The sequence below is a fragment of the Bacillus sp. HNG genome, from assembly GCF_003400205.1.
Taxonomy (GTDB): domain Bacteria; phylum Bacillota; class Bacilli; order Bacillales; family Bacillaceae_L; genus Ferdinandcohnia.
This window is the reverse complement of the sequence record NZ_QUQV01000002.1, coordinates 418,193-435,725: the sequence shown is the minus strand read 5'-3', so window position 1 is coordinate 435,725 and position 17,533 is coordinate 418,193. Positions and strand designations below refer to the sequence as shown.

18 protein-coding genes and 1 other annotated feature are annotated in these 17,533 nt (G+C 38.3%); of the genes, 14 read left to right on the top strand and 4 right to left on the bottom strand.

Going from position 1 to position 17,533, the window contains the following annotated elements; all coding sequences use genetic code 11:
* Together hemH and hemY are read left to right on the top strand one after the other, a co-directional pair.
* Complete coding sequence (gene hemH / locus DZB84_RS05460; protein WP_116351246.1) at positions 1-933, top strand: ferrochelatase; 933 nt, start codon at positions 1-3, stop codon at positions 931-933.
* Between the two features lie 248 nt (positions 934-1,181).
* Positions 1,182-2,612, top strand: coding sequence for a protoporphyrinogen oxidase (hemY, locus tag DZB84_RS05455; RefSeq protein WP_116351245.1), 1,431 nt, complete (start codon positions 1,182-1,184; stop codon positions 2,610-2,612).
* A 31-nt stretch (positions 2,613-2,643) separates the two neighbouring features.
* Here hemY and yhfH read toward each other — a convergent pair whose 3' ends face one another.
* The gene (gene yhfH, locus DZB84_RS05450) at positions 2,644-2,772 is read right to left on the bottom strand and encodes a protein YhfH (protein WP_116351244.1); all 129 of its coding nucleotides are present in this window, start codon (positions 2,770-2,772) and stop codon (positions 2,644-2,646) included.
* A 190-nt stretch (positions 2,773-2,962) separates the two neighbouring features.
* Here yhfH and DZB84_RS05445 point away from each other — a divergent pair, with 190 nt between their 5' ends.
* The 7 genes from DZB84_RS05445 (at position 2,963) to DZB84_RS05415 (ending at position 8,877) form a co-directional block, all read left to right on the top strand.
* Positions 2,963-3,694, top strand: a complete 732-nt coding sequence (locus DZB84_RS05445; protein ID WP_116351243.1) for an MBL fold metallo-hydrolase — start codon at positions 2,963-2,965, stop codon at positions 3,692-3,694.
* A gap of 7 nt (positions 3,695-3,701) precedes the next feature.
* Positions 3,702-4,691 carry a lipoate--protein ligase gene (gene lplA, locus DZB84_RS05440; RefSeq protein ID WP_116351242.1) on the top strand — a complete coding sequence of 330 codons (990 nt, stop codon included), beginning with the start codon at positions 3,702-3,704 and terminating at the stop codon, positions 4,689-4,691.
* Positions 4,692-4,854: 163 nt separating this feature from the next.
* Complete coding sequence (locus DZB84_RS05435; protein WP_116351241.1) at positions 4,855-6,405, top strand: fatty acid--CoA ligase family protein; 1,551 nt, start codon at positions 4,855-4,857, stop codon at positions 6,403-6,405.
* A gap of 124 nt (positions 6,406-6,529) precedes the next feature.
* A complete protein-coding gene (locus DZB84_RS05430; protein ID WP_116351240.1) occupies positions 6,530-7,306 on the top strand; it encodes an enoyl-CoA hydratase in 777 nt (258 codons plus the stop codon).
* Between the two features lie 226 nt (positions 7,307-7,532).
* Positions 7,533-8,261 carry an AzlC family ABC transporter permease gene (locus DZB84_RS05425; RefSeq protein ID WP_116351239.1) on the top strand — a complete coding sequence of 243 codons (729 nt, stop codon included), beginning with the start codon at positions 7,533-7,535 and terminating at the stop codon, positions 8,259-8,261.
* Positions 8,254-8,559 carry an AzlD domain-containing protein gene (locus tag DZB84_RS05420; protein WP_116351238.1) on the top strand — a complete coding sequence of 102 codons (306 nt, stop codon included), beginning with the start codon at positions 8,254-8,256 and terminating at the stop codon, positions 8,557-8,559. Before DZB84_RS05425 ends, DZB84_RS05420 begins: the two co-directional genes overlap by 8 nt.
* A 12-nt stretch (positions 8,560-8,571) precedes the next feature.
* Positions 8,572-8,877, top strand: a complete 306-nt coding sequence (locus tag DZB84_RS05415; protein ID WP_116351237.1) for an MGMT family protein — start codon at positions 8,572-8,574, stop codon at positions 8,875-8,877.
* Between the two features lie 201 nt (positions 8,878-9,078).
* Here DZB84_RS05415 and argS read toward each other — a convergent pair whose 3' ends face one another.
* Entirely contained in the window at positions 9,079-10,764 is a 1,686-nt protein-coding gene (gene argS, locus DZB84_RS05410; protein WP_116351236.1) for an arginine--tRNA ligase, read from the bottom strand.
* Between the two features lie 41 nt (positions 10,765-10,805).
* Positions 10,806-11,013: a binding site (T-box leader), on the bottom strand.
* A gap of 161 nt (positions 11,014-11,174) precedes the next feature.
* On the opposite strand from argS, the gene DZB84_RS05405 reads away from it, so the two are divergent.
* The 3 genes from DZB84_RS05405 (at position 11,175) to aceA (ending at position 15,536) form a co-directional block, all read left to right on the top strand.
* Positions 11,175-12,437 (top strand): M48 family metallopeptidase, encoded by a 1,263-nt coding sequence (locus DZB84_RS05405; protein WP_116351235.1) that lies wholly within the window; start codon positions 11,175-11,177, stop codon positions 12,435-12,437.
* 203 nt (positions 12,438-12,640) lie between these two features.
* Positions 12,641-14,230, top strand: coding sequence for a malate synthase A (gene aceB / locus DZB84_RS05400; protein WP_116351234.1), 1,590 nt, complete (start codon positions 12,641-12,643; stop codon positions 14,228-14,230).
* A gap of 28 nt (positions 14,231-14,258) precedes the next feature.
* A complete protein-coding gene (gene aceA, locus DZB84_RS05395; RefSeq protein ID WP_116351233.1) occupies positions 14,259-15,536 on the top strand; it encodes an isocitrate lyase in 1,278 nt (425 codons plus the stop codon).
* Between the two features lie 63 nt (positions 15,537-15,599).
* Here aceA and DZB84_RS05390 read toward each other — a convergent pair whose 3' ends face one another.
* A complete protein-coding gene (locus DZB84_RS05390; protein ID WP_116351232.1) occupies positions 15,600-15,836 on the bottom strand; it encodes an IDEAL domain-containing protein in 237 nt (78 codons plus the stop codon).
* Between the two features lie 155 nt (positions 15,837-15,991).
* Here DZB84_RS05390 and DZB84_RS05385 point away from each other — a divergent pair, with 155 nt between their 5' ends.
* The gene (locus tag DZB84_RS05385) at positions 15,992-16,204 is read left to right on the top strand and encodes a hypothetical protein (RefSeq protein ID WP_116351231.1); all 213 of its coding nucleotides are present in this window, start codon (positions 15,992-15,994) and stop codon (positions 16,202-16,204) included.
* A gap of 299 nt (positions 16,205-16,503) precedes the next feature.
* Entirely contained in the window at positions 16,504-17,055 is a 552-nt protein-coding gene (locus DZB84_RS05380; protein ID WP_116351230.1) for a competence protein ComK, read from the top strand.
* 32 nt (positions 17,056-17,087) lie between these two features.
* Here the strand turns inward: DZB84_RS05380 and DZB84_RS05375 are convergent, their stop codons facing one another.
* Positions 17,088-17,453 carry a YhjD family protein gene (locus DZB84_RS05375; RefSeq protein ID WP_116351229.1) on the bottom strand — a complete coding sequence of 122 codons (366 nt, stop codon included), beginning with the start codon at positions 17,451-17,453 and terminating at the stop codon, positions 17,088-17,090.
* Positions 17,454-17,533 lie beyond the last annotated feature (80 nt).

The following is a 17,533-nucleotide window of genomic DNA, read 5'->3' as shown; positions in this document are numbered from 1 at the left end:
ATGACAAAAAAGAAAATGGGTTTACTCGTAATGGCATACGGCACTCCCTACAAAGAAGAAGATATTGAACGGTATTATACGCATATTCGTCATGGCCGCAAGCCATCACCAGAAATGCTTGAAGACTTGCGCAGTCGTTATGAAGCGATTGGTGGAATTTCACCACTTGCAAAAATTACAACTGAACAAGCTAAAGCACTTGAAGAGCATTTAAATCAAATTCAAGACGACATTGAGTTTAAAATGTACCAAGGCTTGAAACATATCGAGCCTTTCATCGAGGATGCTGTTGCACAAATGCATGAAGATGGAATTGAGGAGGCAGTCAGTCTTGTCCTTGCACCTCATTTTTCAACCTTTAGTGTGAAAGCCTATAATGGCCGTGCCAAAGAAGAGGCAGAAAATCTTGGCGGACCGACAATTACATCCGTAGAAAGCTGGTATAAAGAGCCTAAATTTATTGAGTACTGGGCAAACCAGGTGAAACAAACCTTTGCTTCAATGACTGAAGAAGAACGTGAACATGCAGTATTAATTGTTTCAGCACATAGCCTTCCTGAAAAGATCATAGCAGCAGGCGATCCATATCCAAGCCAATTACAAGAAACAGCTGATTTAATTGCAGAAGCAGCTGGTGTGAAAAATGTTGAAATCGGCTGGCAAAGTGCTGGAAATACACCTGAGCCATGGTTAGGTCCTGATGTTCAAGATTTAACGAGAGACCTGTATAATGAAAAAGGCTACAAAGCGTTTGTTTACATCCCAGTAGGTTTCGTTGCAGATCACTTAGAAGTTCTATATGACAATGATTACGAGTGTAAGGTTGTAACAGAGGAGCTAGGTGTAAGCTATTACCGCCCAGAAATGCCAAATGCGAAACCCGAATTTATCGATTGTTTGGCAACTGTCGTTTTAAAAGAACTACACAAATAATATAGAGAGACGTTTATATAAAGTTCAAAAAGAAGGATGAAGAGGACCGCGTCGACAAAAACGCCACATCCTGTGGCATTGTCGACACTAGCACGTCCTGTTCGTCGAAATTTCAAGGCGGCGTAGCTTTGAGGACCGGAGCGTATGCAGTTAATACGTGAGGACCGAAGAAGCAAGCCAACGCAGAAATTCGATGCGTCATATTCACCGAACTTTTTGAACATCCGATTGAAAGAAGGCGATGTTAAGTGAGTAATCAAAAAGTAGTCGTAATAGGTGGTGGGATTACTGGTTTAACAGTAGCTTATTATCTCCAAAAAGAAACAAAGGAGAAGGGCTTAGATATCAATTGTACACTTTTGGAAGCAAGCCATCGATTAGGTGGAAAAGTGCAGACCGTTGAACGTGATGGCTTTGTGATTGAAAGAGGTCCGGATTCCTTTTTAGCAAGGAAAAAAAGTGCCTCACGACTTGTCAATGAGGTCGGTCTAGGGGATAAATTGGTCAATAATACTGCTGGTAAATCATATGTTCTTGTAAATGGAAAGCTCCATCCAATGCCTGGTGGATCGATTATGGGGATCCCAACCCAAATTGGTCCGTTCATAACAACAGGTTTGTTCACTCCGATAGGAAAATTGAGAGCGGCAATGGATTTTGTATTGCCACGAACACCTGGAAAGGGCGATCAATCACTTGGACAATTTTTTAGAAGAAGACTTGGTGATGAGGTCGTTGAGAACCTCATTGAACCATTACTTTCTGGAATTTATGCCGGGGACATTGACCAATTAAGCTTGATGTCGACTTTCCCTCAATTTTATCAAGTTGAGCAAAAATACCGAAGCCTAATCTTAGGAATGAAGCAAACAACACCACCAAAACCAAAGCCTAATGGGGAGGCAAAATCGGCACCAAAAGGACAATTCTTAACGGTTACTACTGGATTACAGTCATTTATTGATGCAATTGAAGCGAAGCTAGAGCCAGGTACCGTGTTTAAAGGAATTAAAGTCGAAGGTATTGAAAAACATAACCATCAGTATCTGATAAAGCTAAATAATGGTGAGGAAATGACAGCTGATAGTGTAGTTGTTGCAACTCCACACCATGTGACGCAGTCCATTTTTAATCAATATTCCTTTTTCGATAGCTTTAAGGATATGCCATCAACATCAGTTGCAACCGTAGCAATGGCATTCCCTGAAGAAGCGATTAAAAAGGACATTGATGGAACTGGCTTTGTTGTATCCCGAAATAATGATTATATTATTACGGCAGTTACTTGGACACATAAAAAGTGGCCACATACAACACCTAAAGGAAAAGTGTTACTCCGCTGCTATGTTGGAAAAGCAGGAGACGAAGCTATTGTAGATCAATCAGACGAGGAAATTATCAAAGTGGTACTCGATGATTTGAACAAAACCATGAACATCACAGATCAACCTGAATTTTCAATCGTAACTAGATGGAAAGATGCAATGCCACAATATACGGTTGGTCATAAAGACCGGGTAGAGTATGTAAAGAAGAATGTTACTGAACATTTACCAGGCGTCTTTTTAGCAGGAAGCTCATACGAGGGTCTAGGGCTACCTGATTGTATTGACCAAGGCGAAGAAGCGGTTAAAAAGGTTCTGGAATACTTAAAAATAAATACTCCTGTATTGGTGTGAACAGAAAAAGGAAGGCCGTAGCCTTCCTTTTTCATTTGATTTCATTACAGTGGTCACATTTGTTACCGTAGCACTCATGCTGCTCCTCGATATCATGGCCACACTCAACGCATTTTTTAGGTGGTAGGTTTTTGAAAAATTCTGTACTTTTAACTAACATTTTAACCCCTCCGTTTCTTATATTGTTTATAGTGTACTATAACAGATAAAAATATGTCAATAACTGTTTTGTAACAAAAGCGTTAAAAAGTGAAATTTTTTTTCGTATCGATTATAGTGGTATTGGATAGGGTAAACCATGGAAGAAGTGTAATGTATAACGATAAAGAGAAGATGAGAAAGGTGATCCTATGAAAGTAACGGTGGTAGGTTTTTGGGGCGGTTTTCCGTCAGCAAATGAAGCCACAACAGGATATTTATTTGAACACGAAGGTTTTCGACTTCTTGTTGACTGCGGAAGCGGTGTACTAGCACAGCTTCAAAACTATATAACAATTGATGAACTGGATGCGATTATTTTATCTCACTATCATCATGACCATGTAGCAGATATCGGTCCAATGCAGTATGCAAGACTAGTGACGAGTGCGATACATAATCAACAAAAGGAACTGCCAATTTATGGACATACAGCTGACGAAGAAGGCTTTTCAAGATTGGAGCACAAAGGTCATACAAAAGCGATAGCTTATCATCCCGATGAAACGATCAAAATTGGTCCGTTTTCGATATCCTTTATGAAAACTAAGCATCCGGTTGTGTGTTATGCGATGAGAATTATAGCTGGTGGACAAACTGTTGTATTTTCAGCGGATTCTAGCTACATAGATGAGTTTATTCCGTTTACGAAGGATGCAGACCTGTTTATATGTGAATGTAACCTCTATGCGAATCAAGATGGATCCAATATGGGGCATATGAATAGTACAGAGGTTGGGAAAATTGCGGCTGCTGCTGATGTTAAAGAACTGTGGATTACACATCTGCCTCATTACGGAAATCATGAAGACCTTGTTAAGCAAGCTTCAGAACAATTTACAGGCAATATCAAATTAGCAAAATCAGGACTAACTTGGGAGTGAAATCACGATGTTATTTATTGACAATAAAGGAATTAATGATCCACAAATTAACTTAGCGATTGAAGAATACGCACTCAAAAATTTAGACATCAATGAAACGTATTTATTATTCTATATTAATGCACCATCAATCATTATTGGAAAAAACCAAAACACAATTGAGGAAATCAATACTCAATATGTGGAAGAAAATGGAATAAAAGTGGTCCGCCGTTTATCAGGCGGTGGAGCTGTATATCATGATTTAGGAAACTTGAATTTTAGTTTTATTACAAAAGACGATGGGGAAAGCTTCCACAATTATAAGAAATTCACTGAACCTGTAATAGAAGCCCTTCATAAGCTTGGGGTTAATGCACAATTAAGTGGTCGAAACGATATCGAGGTTGAAGGAAGAAAGATCTCCGGAAATGCTCAATTTTCAACAAGAGGTAGAATGTTCAGCCATGGAACTCTTATGTTTGATTCAGAAATAGATCACGTCGTTTCAGCTTTAAAAGTGAAAAAAGACAAAATTGAATCAAAAGGAATTAAATCTGTTAGAAGTAGGGTTGCTAATATCAGTGAATTCCTAACGGAAAAAATTACAATTGAAGAATTTAGACAAATGCTGCTTCAATACATTTTTAACACAGAAGGGGAAATTCCAGAATATAAATTAACGGAGAAGGATTGGGAAAAAATCCACGAAATTTCAAAGGAACGTTATCAAAATTGGGATTGGAACTACGGAAAATCACCAAAGTTTAATTACCAACATACACATCGTTTCCCAGTTGGCTCTATAGATGTGCGTCTTGAAGTTCAAAAAGGAACAATTGAAAACTGTAAAATTTATGGTGATTTCTTTGGTGTTGGGGATGTTGAGGAAATCGAAAAACGATTAATTGGAACAAAGTATGAAAAAGCCGAGTTAGAGAAGGCTTTAGAAGGTATGGACATTCAGCATTATTTCGGTAAAATTACCAAAGAAGATTTTATTAATTTAATTTACTAAATTAGGCGGTTGGCGGGTAAGATTTCTTACCCGTCATCATTTAAAAATACATTTTACGTCTTGATAGAAAAACTTTCTTTCAATATAATATATTTAGAATATTATTTTTTGTCATTTAATGAATGATTATTCATTCATTGGTTTGACCATGGGAGGGAAAAATTTGAATCTATCAACTCAACTAGGGGAAACAGCTAAGAAATACTTCGACAAACCAGCGTACATTTTTCAAGAGACTATTAGTACATATGCTGAATTAGATGGTGCAGTTTCAAAGTTTGCAAGTGGTTTAGAAAAGCTCGGAATAAAGAAGGGAGATCACATTGCTCTCGTATTGGGGAATACACCACATTTTGTGATTGGTTTTTACGGTGCACTTCGTTTAGGCGCAACGGTAATTCCGATAAATCCAATCTATACACCAGACGAAATTGGCTATATTGTGAATAACGGAGATGTAAGGGCTGTCATAACGTTAGACTTGCTTGTTCCACTTTTTGAAAAGATGAATCAACACCTTCCGAAAGTAGAACACCTAATTGTGTGCGAAACTCCACAGGGGGCAAATAGTGAAGTAGATGTATCAAAACTTTCGATCTATCCTAAAATGAAATCGTTTACAATGGTGGTGGGTTCGGGTGATATTCCTTTTTTTGGTCCAGTTCTTGAAGATGATGATGTTGCCGTCATTCTATATACATCAGGTACGACCGGTAAACCTAAAGGTGCAATGTTAACCCACCTGAACTTATATAGTAATGCAAGAGACGTTGCGGATTATTTGAAAATTACCGAGGAAGACCGAGTCATCACTACTTTACCGATGTTCCATGTCTTCTGCTTAACAGTAGCGTTAAATGCCCCATTAATGAGTGGTGGAACAATGTTAATTGTACCAAAGTTTAGTCCGAAAGAAATTTTTAAGCTTGCCAGGGACTATGAAGCTACGGTTTTTGCTGGTGTTCCAACAATGTACAATTTCCTTCTTCAGTATCCGGAAGGAAATCCAGACGACTTAAGCTCGTTGCGCTTATGTATTTCAGGCGGGGCAGCAATGCCGGTTGCCCTTTTAAAAGGCTTTGAACAGAAGTTTAATGTTCTTGTATCAGAGGGGTATGGTCTATCTGAAGCATCACCTGTCACATGCTTTAATCCCTTAGATCGTCCACGTAAGCCAGGCTCAATTGGGACAAACATTGTAAACGTCGAGAACAAGATTGTCGATGAAAATGGCGATGAAGTTCCGGTAGGTCAAGTTGGAGAGTTGATTGTTCGAGGACCAAATGTGATGAAGGGCTATTATAAAATGCCTGAAGAAAGTAATGCGGCATTGCGAAATAGTTGGCTCTATACAGGTGATTTAGCACGAATGGACGATGAAGGCTATTTTTATATCGTTGACCGTAAAAAGGACATGATTATTGTTGGCGGATATAATGTTTATCCAAGAGAGGTTGAAGAAGTTCTTTATAATCACCCTGACGTAGTTGAAGCCGCTGTTTTGGGTGTGCCAGACCCAGAGCAGGGAGAAGCAGTCCACTGTTATGTTGTGAAAAAGAATCCTACTTTAACAGAAGATGATCTTCTCGCTTATTGTCGTGAGCATTTAGCTAAATATAAACTTCCTAGTAAGATAGAATTCATAGAAGAGCTTCCTAAAAATACAACTGGAAAAATTCTTCGTCGTGCTTTAAAGGATTTAGTGACAAAATGAGGGGAAGAGCAGGTCAATTTGACCTGTTCTTTTTTAGATTGTTTTTAAATAATTTAGAGGAATTTTTCAGTCTAAAGCGAAATAGGATGTAAGCGATATCAAATTTTATTGAAGAGGTGTATCCATGACCACAGTTTTATACCAAGTTGAAAACCATGTAGCAACTGTCACATTGAATCGCCCGGATGCTTTAAACTGTTTTAATTACGAAATGCTAAAGACACTTGATGAAATCGTCGAGGAAATCCGTACGAATGCTGATGTTCGTGTTGTCATAATTACTGGGTCAGGTGAAAAAGCATTTAGTGTGGGTGCCGATTTAAAGGAGCGAAAGACATTAAATGAAGCACAGGTCAGAAGAAATGTGTATAAAATTGGCCAGGTTTTTGCGAGTATTGGAGATTTGCCACAGCCGACAATAGCGGCAATTAACGGCTATGCATTTGGTGGCGGAATGGAACTTGCACTAGCCTGTGATTTCAGAATTTCAGTTGAAAATACTCAAATGGGACTAACGGAAACGAGTCTAGCCATTATTCCGGGAGCAGGGGGAACCCAACGACTTCCACGTCTCATTGGTGAAACAAAGGCAATGGAGCTTATTTTAACGGCAAAACGAATTAGTGCAACAGAAGCGAAGGAGTATGGTATTGTTTCAAGTGTGGTGCCACATGAAGAATTAATGGAAAGTTCCATGAAGCTTGCAAATGAGATGCTTAAAAATGGTCCACTTGCCTTACAGCAAGCCAAATTTGCAATTAAGCAGGGGATGAATACAGATTTACATACGGGCTTTAAAATTGAACGTAAAGCATATGAAGTGATCATTCCAACTGAGGACCGAGTGGAAGCACTGGCTGCTTTTAATGAAAAACGGAAACCTAATTTTAAAGGGAAATAGATTTTGTGAGGGCGCCCCGTGGTAGGCGCTTTTTTTATATGCGGGGATTTTACTAAAGTCGATAGAAATGGAATAAAATCGATAGAATCAAAATAAAACGGATAGACCGTAAATAAAAAACGAAAGCCCACATTTCTATAAAATTTTCAGACAAAAACATTGAAAAAGTATTCCAAATTTAAGACAATTAGTAATAAAAATCGATTTAAAGGAGAATAACGGGGGAATGACAACTACAGTACTAACAAAAAAACATTCGGAATTCCGTAGTGGTTTTCAAGCAGGCATCAGTATTGCACTTGGCTATGCACCAGTTGCTTTGACATTCGGTTTATTGGCAAAATCGACAGGGCTTACGGTAGCTGAAACAGTGATGATGAGCATAATCGTATTTGCTGGTGCTTCACAATACATAGCATTACAATTAATTGCCGTAGGAACTGGCGTTTTTGAAATTATACTTACGACTTTCATTTTAAATATTCGTCATTTTTTAATGTGTGCTTCTCTTAATGAAAAGGTAGAGGAGGACCATCCAATTAAAAAAGCATTTTATTCCTTTGGGATTACAGATGAAACGTTTTCTGTTGCTGCGGTAAAGGAAGGTACAGTTACTACTGGTTATTTATTTGGTGTAATTTCCATATCCTATGGAAGTTGGGTTGTTTTTTCAGGGATTGGTCATGTCATTGGTGCAAATCTTCCTTATGTGTTGCAGCAAAGCATGTCAGTCGCCTTATATGCGATGTTTATCGGGTTACTTGTACCATCGTTAAAAAAACAGAGAAAAGTAATTGTACTAGCAGGAAGTGCAGCGATTTTGAATGCAATTTTTTCATTTTTCTTAGAGCCTGGTTGGTCGATTGTCGCAGCATCCCTCGTGGCAGCAATAGGCGTTGAAGTGGTTAATAGTTTAATCTGGAACAAGAGGGAGGAGGATGAGCAGCATGGATAAGACAATTCTATTTATGATTATCGGAATGGGGCTTGTTACATATATCCCAAGGATGTTGCCTCTTGTTGTATTTAACTCGGTTAAATTACCTCCATTCCTACAAAATGTGTTAAAAAATGTTCCGTTCGCCATTCTTGGCGCACTGATTATTCCGGGGGTTTTTACGATTAATGAAGATATTTGGTTTGGAATCATTGGTGCAGGAGTCGCTTTTATAGTCGCTTATTTAGGGGCTAATGTCATTGTCGTCGTATTAAGCTCCATTCTTGCACTAAGTATTTATTCATTTTTTATGTAAGGAATAAACAATATGAAACCATTTACTGAAAATGTTATTAGGCTTATTAAGCAGATCCCCCCAGGAAAGGTCATGACGTATGGGCAGATAGCAAAGCTTGCAGGAAGTCCGCGGGGCGCAAGACAGGTTGTGCGAGTTCTCCACTCAATGAGTAAAAAATACAATCTCCCCTGGTTCCGGGTGATTAACTCTAGAGGAGAAATTACAATCCGTGACGAAGAAACTCACGCTGCCCAAATGATCTTTCTTGAGGATGAAGGGATAGAAGTTGTGAACCGTTCAATTGATCTTACAAAATATCAATATCATCCAGAATAAAAGCCTAGGACTAAATCCTAGACTCAGAGTGTAGACAAAGTCAGTACTTACTTTGTCTACACGATATTTTACAGGAAAGCAAGAAATAAATTACTAACCTCAGACTGTCTTGAAAATGCTTGTCAGACAAGGCACGCAGCCAATCGAAGACTCGAATAGAAGTAGCCTTCGCGAGCGTTTGTCAACAGTCTGCTAGGCTTCCTACATTTCCTCCGGCGCTTTAACTCCAAGTAATCGGAGCCCTTCTTCTAAAACAATCGTAACAGAACGGACCAATGCAATCCGAGCGTTCATTTCGTCGTCTTCATGAAGAACCTTCACATGACTGTAATATTTATTAAACTCTTGAGCAAGTTCAATGATATATTTTGCAATAACAGATGGCTCATAAAGCTGCATACTTCTTTTGATGATATCTGGGAATTCGGTGAGAAGCTTTACAACAGCCCAGCTATGAGAATCGGAAAGCCCTACGATTGGTGTGCTTGAAAGTGCTGCTTTTCGTAAAATCGAGCAAGCCCTCGCATGTGTATACTGAACATATGGACCAGTCGTACCTTCAAATTTCAGCATTTCCTCTAGTGAAAATTCGATATTGTTGAGTCGTTCATTTTTTAAATCATGGAAAATAATTGCGCCAACGCCTACCATTTTCGCAATTTCTTCTTTGTTTTTTAGGGATGGATTTTTTTGCTCAATATTTTCCTTTGCGAGTCTAATTGCTTCTTGAATGACCTCTTCCAAAAGAACAATTTTTCCTTTACGAGTGGACATTTTCTTTCCGTCCTTTAAAATAAAGCCGAATGGAACATGAACCATATTGTTAGCCCACTCATATCCCATCTTTTCTAAGACAAGAAAGATTTGTTTAAAATGCAAGCTTTGTTCATGACCAACCACATAGATTGCCTTCTTAAAATGGTAGTTGTCTTGCCGATAAATGGCTGCTGTTACATCTCTTGTTGCATAAAGAGTAGCTCCATCTGATTTCTTAATCAAGCAAGGAGGAAGGTTCTCTTCCGATAAATCAACAACCTCTGCACCATCTGATGCAGATAACAGTTTTTCATCATTCAGCCTTTCGATCGTAGCATCCATTTTATCATTGTAAAATGCCTCACCATTATAGGAGTCAAAATCAACATCAAGTAAGGAATAAATCCGAGAAAATTCCTTTAACGATTCCTCCCTAAACCAATCCCAAAGAGATAACGCTTCTTTGTCTCCATCCTCAAGTTTTTTGAACCATAATCTGGCCTTATCTTCAAGGGCCAGCTTCGTCTCAGCTTCAGAGTGAAAGCGTACATAAAGCTGGAGTAGTTCAGTAATGGGATTCGCTTGAACCGCTTTCTCATTGCCCCAAAGCTTATATGCCACAATGAGTTTTCCAAATTGTGTTCCCCAATCACCAAGATGGTTGATTCGAATTGGCTGATAGCCACATTTCTCCACAATATTGGCAAGGGCATTCCCTATCACGGTTGAGCGCAAATGTCCCATCGAAAAAGGCTTCGCAATATTAGGTGAGGAAAAATCAATTGTAATAGTTTTACCTTCCCCAAGATTATGGCCTCCATATTGAGAACCTTTAGTTAGAATGGTTTGAATGACGTGTTTACTCACTTCCTCTTTGTTAAGAAAACAGTTGACATAAGGGCCTTCAGCAACAATTTTTTCAAAAAGTGGTCCATGTATCGCTGCGGCAATTTCCGGTGCAATAACCGCTGGTGCTTTTCTATATTGCTTTGCAAGTGTAAAGCATGGAAAAGCAAGATCGCCTTGTTCTTGAAATTTTGGTTTTTCAATCAACTTTAAAACTTCGTCGTATGTTAAGGCACCCTTAAGTTGATTCGATATTTCTTTGGCATACGTTTTTATGACATTCATAATTAACCCCCCAATCTAAAATAAAAAAATCCCGTCTCTAAAAAAGAGACGAGATTTACCCGCGGTACCACTCCATTTGTTCATGATGAACCAAGCTTAATAAGTAACGGGTTCCCCCGGCACACCCTACATCATATTCAGGTGAACTTCTCAGAAGTGCGGTTCATCTTGATTTCACCATTGGGCTTCCACCGTCCCCAACTCGCTATTGGCCTACATCATGACTACTCTCTTCATCATTGAATTTCAGATATATTTTAAATAGAATATCTAATTCTCTTAAAAAAATCAACTCGTTTTTCAAGACTTATCTTTGTCTAAAATGGATGATAGTAAAAGTCAATGTTCTAACTAGCATTAAATTAAACTAAAATACAGTAAGAGGGTTGTACATAAAGGGGGACAGCTTAGTGAAAAAAGTAATCGGTTGGTCATTTGGAATTTATCTTGTTTTTGGGCTATTTATAGCATGGTATTTATTTTTTGGAGCAAATACAGACATTCCTGCTCAGCTAAAAGGAAGTCCGGCGGACCCACAGACATTTATGAATGAACGTGAACTATTATTAAGTGAAGAGTATTCACAAATCAGGAACCTGTTGTTTTTCCTGAACATACCATTCGAATGGTTAATTTATATACTGGTACTTGTGATCGGTATTTCTGCAAAGTTTCGTGATTGGTCAAAAGTATCGGCTAAATTTTCGATTCTACAAACGGCGATTTATCTATTTTGGTTATCTTTGCTGGTCGAAGTATTATCCTTTCCACTTTCTTGGATTAGCTACAATGTTTCAAAAACGTATAATATTACCGTTCAATCCACACAAAGCTGGATGAAGGATCTCCTGATTGATTTTTGGGTGAATTATGCATTAATGATTGTAATTGTGGGCGTCTTGTTCTGGTTAATTCGCAGAAATGAAAAAAGATGGTGGTTTCATGCATGGCTGCTGTCGATTCCATTTTCAATGTTTCTGATGTTTGTACAGCCAGTTATTATTGACCCATTGTATAATGACTTTTTCCCATTAACAAATAAAGAATTGGAAACGAAAATTCTTGAGATGGCTGATCGTGCAGATATCCCGGCAGACCATGTATTTGAAGTGAATATGTCTGAAAAGACAAATGCGTTGAATGCATATGTAACAGGAATTGGCTCTAATTCTCGAATTGTGCTTTGGGATACGACTCTTCAGCGACTAAATGAAGATGAAATTTTATTCATTATGGCCCATGAGATGGGACATTACGTGATGAAACATATTTACGTCGGAATTGCGGGGTATTTGCTGTTAACCTTAGTGGGACTCTTTATTATCAGTAAACTCATGACCTTTATGATTCGTAAATGGGGTCATATATTTAAAATTTCAAGTGTCAAAGATATTGCGGTTTTGCCCGTGTTTTTATTATTAATTTCGGTATTAAGTTTTGTATCCGATCCGGTTTCGAACGCAGTTTCAAGACACCAGGAAAAGTCAGCTGATTTATATGCACTTGAAATGACCGAGGATAACAAGGCGGCAGTCTCGTCATTCCAGGAATTATCAAAAGCAGGCCTAAGCCAAGTGAACCCACCATTCCTAGTTAAAATTTTCCGATATGGACACCCAACAATGCTTGAGAGAATTACGTATACAAACGAATTTGAAAAGGGTGAAAAATAAACGAAGGAACCTTGTTTACGGATCTATTTCTGTAAGCAAGGTTTTTTTACTGTAGTGTTGTTATAGTACAGAATTACTAATTTAAAAATTGTTATATAAAAATTTACAGAAATATGTTCCATTTCTGGAAAGTCTGTTATATAATACTTTTAGTATTAAAAAACTGTATTATAACAATACAAGGAAGGTGTGTTTGGGACAAAATGACGATACAAACCTCAGGACTTCAGATTACAGGAAAAATGAATGAGCAGTATGAAGAAATTTTGACACCTCAGGCATTAAACTTCATAGAAAAACTAGAACGGAACTTCGGTGAAAGAAGAAAACAATTATTAGAAAAGAGACAGCAAAGACAGCGGGAAATCGACAAAGGAATCATGCCCACATTTTTATCTGAAACAGAACATATTCGGAATGGGGATTGGACAGTTGCTCCGGTTCCAAAAGACCTACAAGATCGTCGCGTTGAGATTACTGGACCTGTCGACCGAAAAATGATCATTAATGCATTGAACTCAGGAGCTAAAGTTTTTATGGCAGATTTTGAGGATGCTAATGCACCTACTTGGAATAACGTGATCGAGGGGCAGATTCATTTACGGGATGCTGTAAGAAGGACGATTACATTTGAAAATCCAAACGGAAAAACGTATCAATTAAACGATGACATTGCAACACTTTTTGTTCGTCCACGAGGCTGGCATTTAGATGAGAAGCATATTGAACTTGAGGGGAAGAGAATCTCTGCGAGTTTACTAGATTTTGGACTTTATTTTTATCATAATGCGAGTGTGTTAATCGAGAATGGAAGTGGGCCTTATTTCTATCTACCGAAGATGGAAAGCCATCTAGAAGCAAGACTGTGGAATGATGTATTTACCTTTTCGCAAAAGGAGCTACGAATTCCCCAAGGAACGATTAAAGCTACTGTTCTAATTGAAACAATTCTTGCAACCTTTGAAGTGGATGAAATTTTATATGAACTAAAAGAACACTCTGCTGGTCTCAATTGTGGAAGATGGGATTATATTTTTAGCTATTTAAAGAGATTTCGAAATGTAGAGAATGTGATTTTACCAGACCGATCAGAAGTCACGATGACAGTTCCATTTATGAGTGCGTATTCACAGCATGTCATTAAGACCTGTCATAAGCGAGAATGCCATGCGATTGGTGGAATGGCTGCCCAGATACCAGTAAAAAACAATCCACTAGCAAACGAGGAAGCCTTTAATAAAGTACGTGCGGATAAAGAACGTGAAGCAAATAATGGCCATGACGGTACATGGGTTGCTCACCCAGGGCTTGTACACGTTGCTAGGCAGGTCTTTAATACAATGATGCTAGGACCTAACCAAATCGATAAGAAACGTGAGGATGTTCAAGTGACTGCCGAGGATCTTATTGCTGTACCCAAAGGCAGCATAACCGAGCTGGGGGTACGTACGAATATCAATGTGGGGATTCAATATATCGAATCATGGCTTCGCGGATATGGTGCAGCACCGATTCATAACCTCATGGAGGATGCGGCTACAGCAGAAATTTCAAGAGCACAACTATGGCAGTGGATACGCCATCCAAAAGGGATTTTAGAGGATGGCAGAAAGGTCACATTTGAGCTTGTCCAACAACTCCAAGAAGAAGAACTTGAAAAAATAAAACAAGAAATCGGTAGTGAAGCATTTGAAGCAGGCCGTTTCGCGGAAGCAATAAATCTTTTTGAGGAATTAATTACAAATGATGAGTTCGTAGAATTTTTGACTATACCAGGTTATGAAATTTTATAAATTACAAGAATATAAGGAGGAATTTAAAATGACAAACGAAAGAGTTCAAAAATTACAAGAAAGCTGGGAAATGGATTCAAGATGGAAAGGTATTGAAAGACCCTATCATGCAGAGGATGTTATTCGCTTACGCGGTTCAATCGATATTGAGCATACGTTAGCGCGTAGAGGGTCAGAAAAACTATGGTATCTTCTTCATACAGAGGATTATATTCATGCACTAGGAGCATTAACCGGGAATCAAGCTGTTCAGCAAGTTAAAGCGGGTCTTAAGGCCATCTATTTAAGTGGCTGGCAGGTTGCGGCAGATGCGAATTTATCTGGTCATATGTATCCGGACCAAAGCTTATACCCAGCTAACAGTGTGCCAAGTGTTGTAAAGCGAATTAACCAAGCTTTACAGCGTGCTGATCAAATTCAGTATTTAGAGAGTGAAGGGGAAATTGATTGGTTTGCTCCAATTGTGGCCGATGCTGAGGCAGGCTTTGGCGGTCAGTTGAATGTATTTGAGTTAATGAAAGGCATGATTGAAGCTGGAGCTGCCGGCGTGCATTTTGAAGACCAGCTCTCATCAGAAAAGAAATGTGGTCATTTAGGTGGAAAGGTATTATTGCCAACGCAAACTGCCGTACGAAATTTAATTTCTGCACGACTTGCAGCCGACGTTATGGGGGTTCCAACGATTTTAGTGGCAAGAACAGATGCTGATGCAGCAGACCTTATTACAAGCGATGTTGACCCTGTTGATCAGGAATTTATTACAGGTGAACGAACACCAGAAGGCTTCTTCCGGACAAAAGCAGGACTTGATCAAGCCATTGCACGCGGCTTAGCGTATGCACCATATGCTGATTTGATTTGGTGTGAAACATCTGAGCCAGACTTAGAACAGGCCAAGCGCTTTGCAGATGCCATACATGAGAGGTTCCCTGGTAAGATGTTAGCATATAATTGTTCTCCATCATTTAACTGGAAGAAAAAGCTTGATGAAGATACAATTGAGAATTTCCAAAAGGAAATCGGAAAAATGGGGTACAAATTCCAATTTGTTACGTTAGCAGGATTCCATGCTTTAAACCATAGCATGTTTGAATTGGCAAGAGGCTATAAAGAAAGAGGAATGGGGGCATATTCAGAGCTTCAGGAAGCTGAATTTGCAAGTGAAAAGTATGGTTATACAGCTACAAGACATCAACGTGAAGTGGGAACAGGGTACTTTGATGAAGTTGCCCAGGTTATTACAGGTGGAACATCTTCAACAACTGCTTTAAAGGGATCTACAGAAGAAGCGCAATTCACGAAGTAAGATTCATGAAAAAACTGGCTAACATCTTTGTTAGTCAGTTTTTATGTGATTTTAAGAAAAATTCTACAATGTTTTACTAAATAGTTTTCGGTATTCAGCCGATGCTTTCATAAACAAACCTTCATTTCTGGTGTCAATCGCTTCGTTAACCTTCGTTTCCAAAAGCTCTTTTTTTCGTTTGAATAGGCTCTCATCAATAATCATTTGAATATATATGTCTAATACCGATTCCCTAGGTGTTTTAAACTTTTTAGTATCTCGTGACCTCATGATCTCAGAGTATGTTTTTCTATTCTTCATGAAATCTCACCCCTAAATCCTTTTTAATAGTATATTTAGGTAGTGATATAAAATCAACTGAATTTTTGGGCTTTTTAAAAATTTATTTGGAATACTCAAAATGGGAGTATGATTTGTTAAATTTTCATGCATCATAATAATGGAGGTGGAAAAAAATGAAAAATCCAAATGAGCATACAAATCACGATATCCCAATGAATACACCCTTAAATCCAGTTTTCGGGATGTCAAACTCACTTGATACGAATAATCCTTTTCTTTCGGAATCGGTCTATGCAGGTAATTCAATTGATGAACATACGACATTAGAACAAGCAAATGCATATCTTGCTGAAAAGGAACTTGGTCAAATAAATGAGAATTCATGAGAAAAGCGCATACGCGTCTCTGCATCGACAACAAGCATAAGACGAGCACTGACAGAAGGTGTTTTTACCTTTAAGCGTTAGGTTAGACCAGAGCCGATGACGCCTTGAGCTAGACAATTAAAAGGCTTTGTGGAATTCTTTTAAAAATATTCTTTCGTTGTGAAAAGAGCATTTTAAAAAGAAGTCCACTTTTTTTGTGAACTTTTTGTGAACGGTATAGTTATAAATACCTAGAAGTGATATTATGGAAATGCTTACATTAGTTCAAAAATTAAAACAATTTAAAAGGGGATGAATGAATGGAAGTTAAGAATAGCAATTATTTAGTGGAATATGAGATCAACCCTGACACAATGGCAGTCCTTCCAATTGAAATGGGAAATCATACCTGCTCAAGAGTGCTTGAAGTAGAAGGTGAATATGTAGTAGCCATGAAGCCTACTGAGATTGTCGACCGAAGCTGCCGTTATTTTGGAAGCTCACTTAAAGGTCGGCAAGAAGGAACGCGTGAAATTATGGGGGTGACTCATAAGGCTCCGATCATTGTAGAAGCTTCCAATAAGATTTTCCTATTTCCAACCGCTTCTCCAACAAAACAGGAATGTGCTTGGCTGTCTCATCATTATGTCTCAGATTGCAAGTTTAGTCTACATGAGGAAACGACTGTTATTTTTACAAATAAGCAAGCCATTCAACTACAAATCTCGAAGGGCTCCTTCCAAAACCAACTCCATAGAACTGCACAACTGCGTACTATAGTCACAAATCGAATGGATAAACCGAATAAACGCATTAATTTCGTCATAAATCCTCAAATCAACGATAGCTTACCCAATAAATCTGATATCTGATTTTTAAAAATTCCTGCATATATTGCCATTTGCTACTCACTGGTATTTTTTTCAACCAAATAAGATTCGAGCAGCTGTTGAACTTCATTTCGAATCCGTGGGTTAAAGTAGTTATGTTCCTCTTCATAGCCTCGATACATGAATGAAAATAGAGTAAATGCCTCATCTCTTTGTTTTTCCCATACCTTCATATTTTTCTTTTTCATTTGCAGTTTAATTGTGTAGAGGTCCTTTTGAACTTTCTTCATGGTATGTTCAAGTAAATGGAGATAAGGCTTTTTTAATTTAAAGCCAGCTGTTTCTATTGCTGAAAGATCACGATTAAGGATGGTAAGAACCATTGGTAAGAAGATGGCTTTTTCAAAAATATCACGGTCATCCTCAGGAATTCTTGTCATGATTATCCCTCTTTCTAGAACATATGTTTGTGTATATGATAGAACATTTTTTTAAAAGAATCAAGAAACATGAAGGAAAA

Bases quoted from the DNA above. Each gene is read 5' to 3' on its own strand.
- argS (WP_116351236.1), bottom strand. From the start codon at position 10,764: ATGAATGTCATAAAAACGTATGCCAAAGAAATATCGAATCAACTTAAG.
- DZB84_RS05430 (WP_116351240.1), top strand. From the start codon at position 6,530: ATGACCACAGTTTTATACCAAGTTGAAAACCATGTAGCAACTGTCACA.
- aceB (WP_116351234.1), top strand. From the start codon at position 12,641: ATGACGATACAAACCTCAGGACTTCAGATTACAGGAAAAATGAATGAG.
- lplA (WP_116351242.1), top strand. From the start codon at position 3,702: ATGTTATTTATTGACAATAAAGGAATTAATGATCCACAAATTAACTTA.
- DZB84_RS05375 (WP_116351229.1), bottom strand. From the start codon at position 17,453: ATGACAAGAATTCCTGAGGATGACCGTGATATTTTTGAAAAAGCCATC.
- aceA (WP_116351233.1), top strand. From the start codon at position 14,259: ATGACAAACGAAAGAGTTCAAAAATTACAAGAAAGCTGGGAAATGGAT.
- DZB84_RS05420 (WP_116351238.1), top strand. From the start codon at position 8,254: ATGGATAAGACAATTCTATTTATGATTATCGGAATGGGGCTTGTTACA.
- yhfH (WP_116351244.1), bottom strand. From the start codon at position 2,772: ATGTTAGTTAAAAGTACAGAATTTTTCAAAAACCTACCACCTAAAAAA.
- DZB84_RS05445 (WP_116351243.1), top strand. From the start codon at position 2,963: ATGAAAGTAACGGTGGTAGGTTTTTGGGGCGGTTTTCCGTCAGCAAAT.
- DZB84_RS05390 (WP_116351232.1), bottom strand. From the start codon at position 15,836: ATGAAGAATAGAAAAACATACTCTGAGATCATGAGGTCACGAGATACT.
- DZB84_RS05380 (WP_116351230.1), top strand. From the start codon at position 16,504: ATGGAAGTTAAGAATAGCAATTATTTAGTGGAATATGAGATCAACCCT.
- hemH (WP_116351246.1), top strand. From the start codon at position 1: ATGACAAAAAAGAAAATGGGTTTACTCGTAATGGCATACGGCACTCCC.
- DZB84_RS05415 (WP_116351237.1), top strand. From the start codon at position 8,572: ATGAAACCATTTACTGAAAATGTTATTAGGCTTATTAAGCAGATCCCC.
- DZB84_RS05385 (WP_116351231.1), top strand. From the start codon at position 15,992: ATGAAAAATCCAAATGAGCATACAAATCACGATATCCCAATGAATACA.
- DZB84_RS05425 (WP_116351239.1), top strand. From the start codon at position 7,533: ATGACAACTACAGTACTAACAAAAAAACATTCGGAATTCCGTAGTGGT.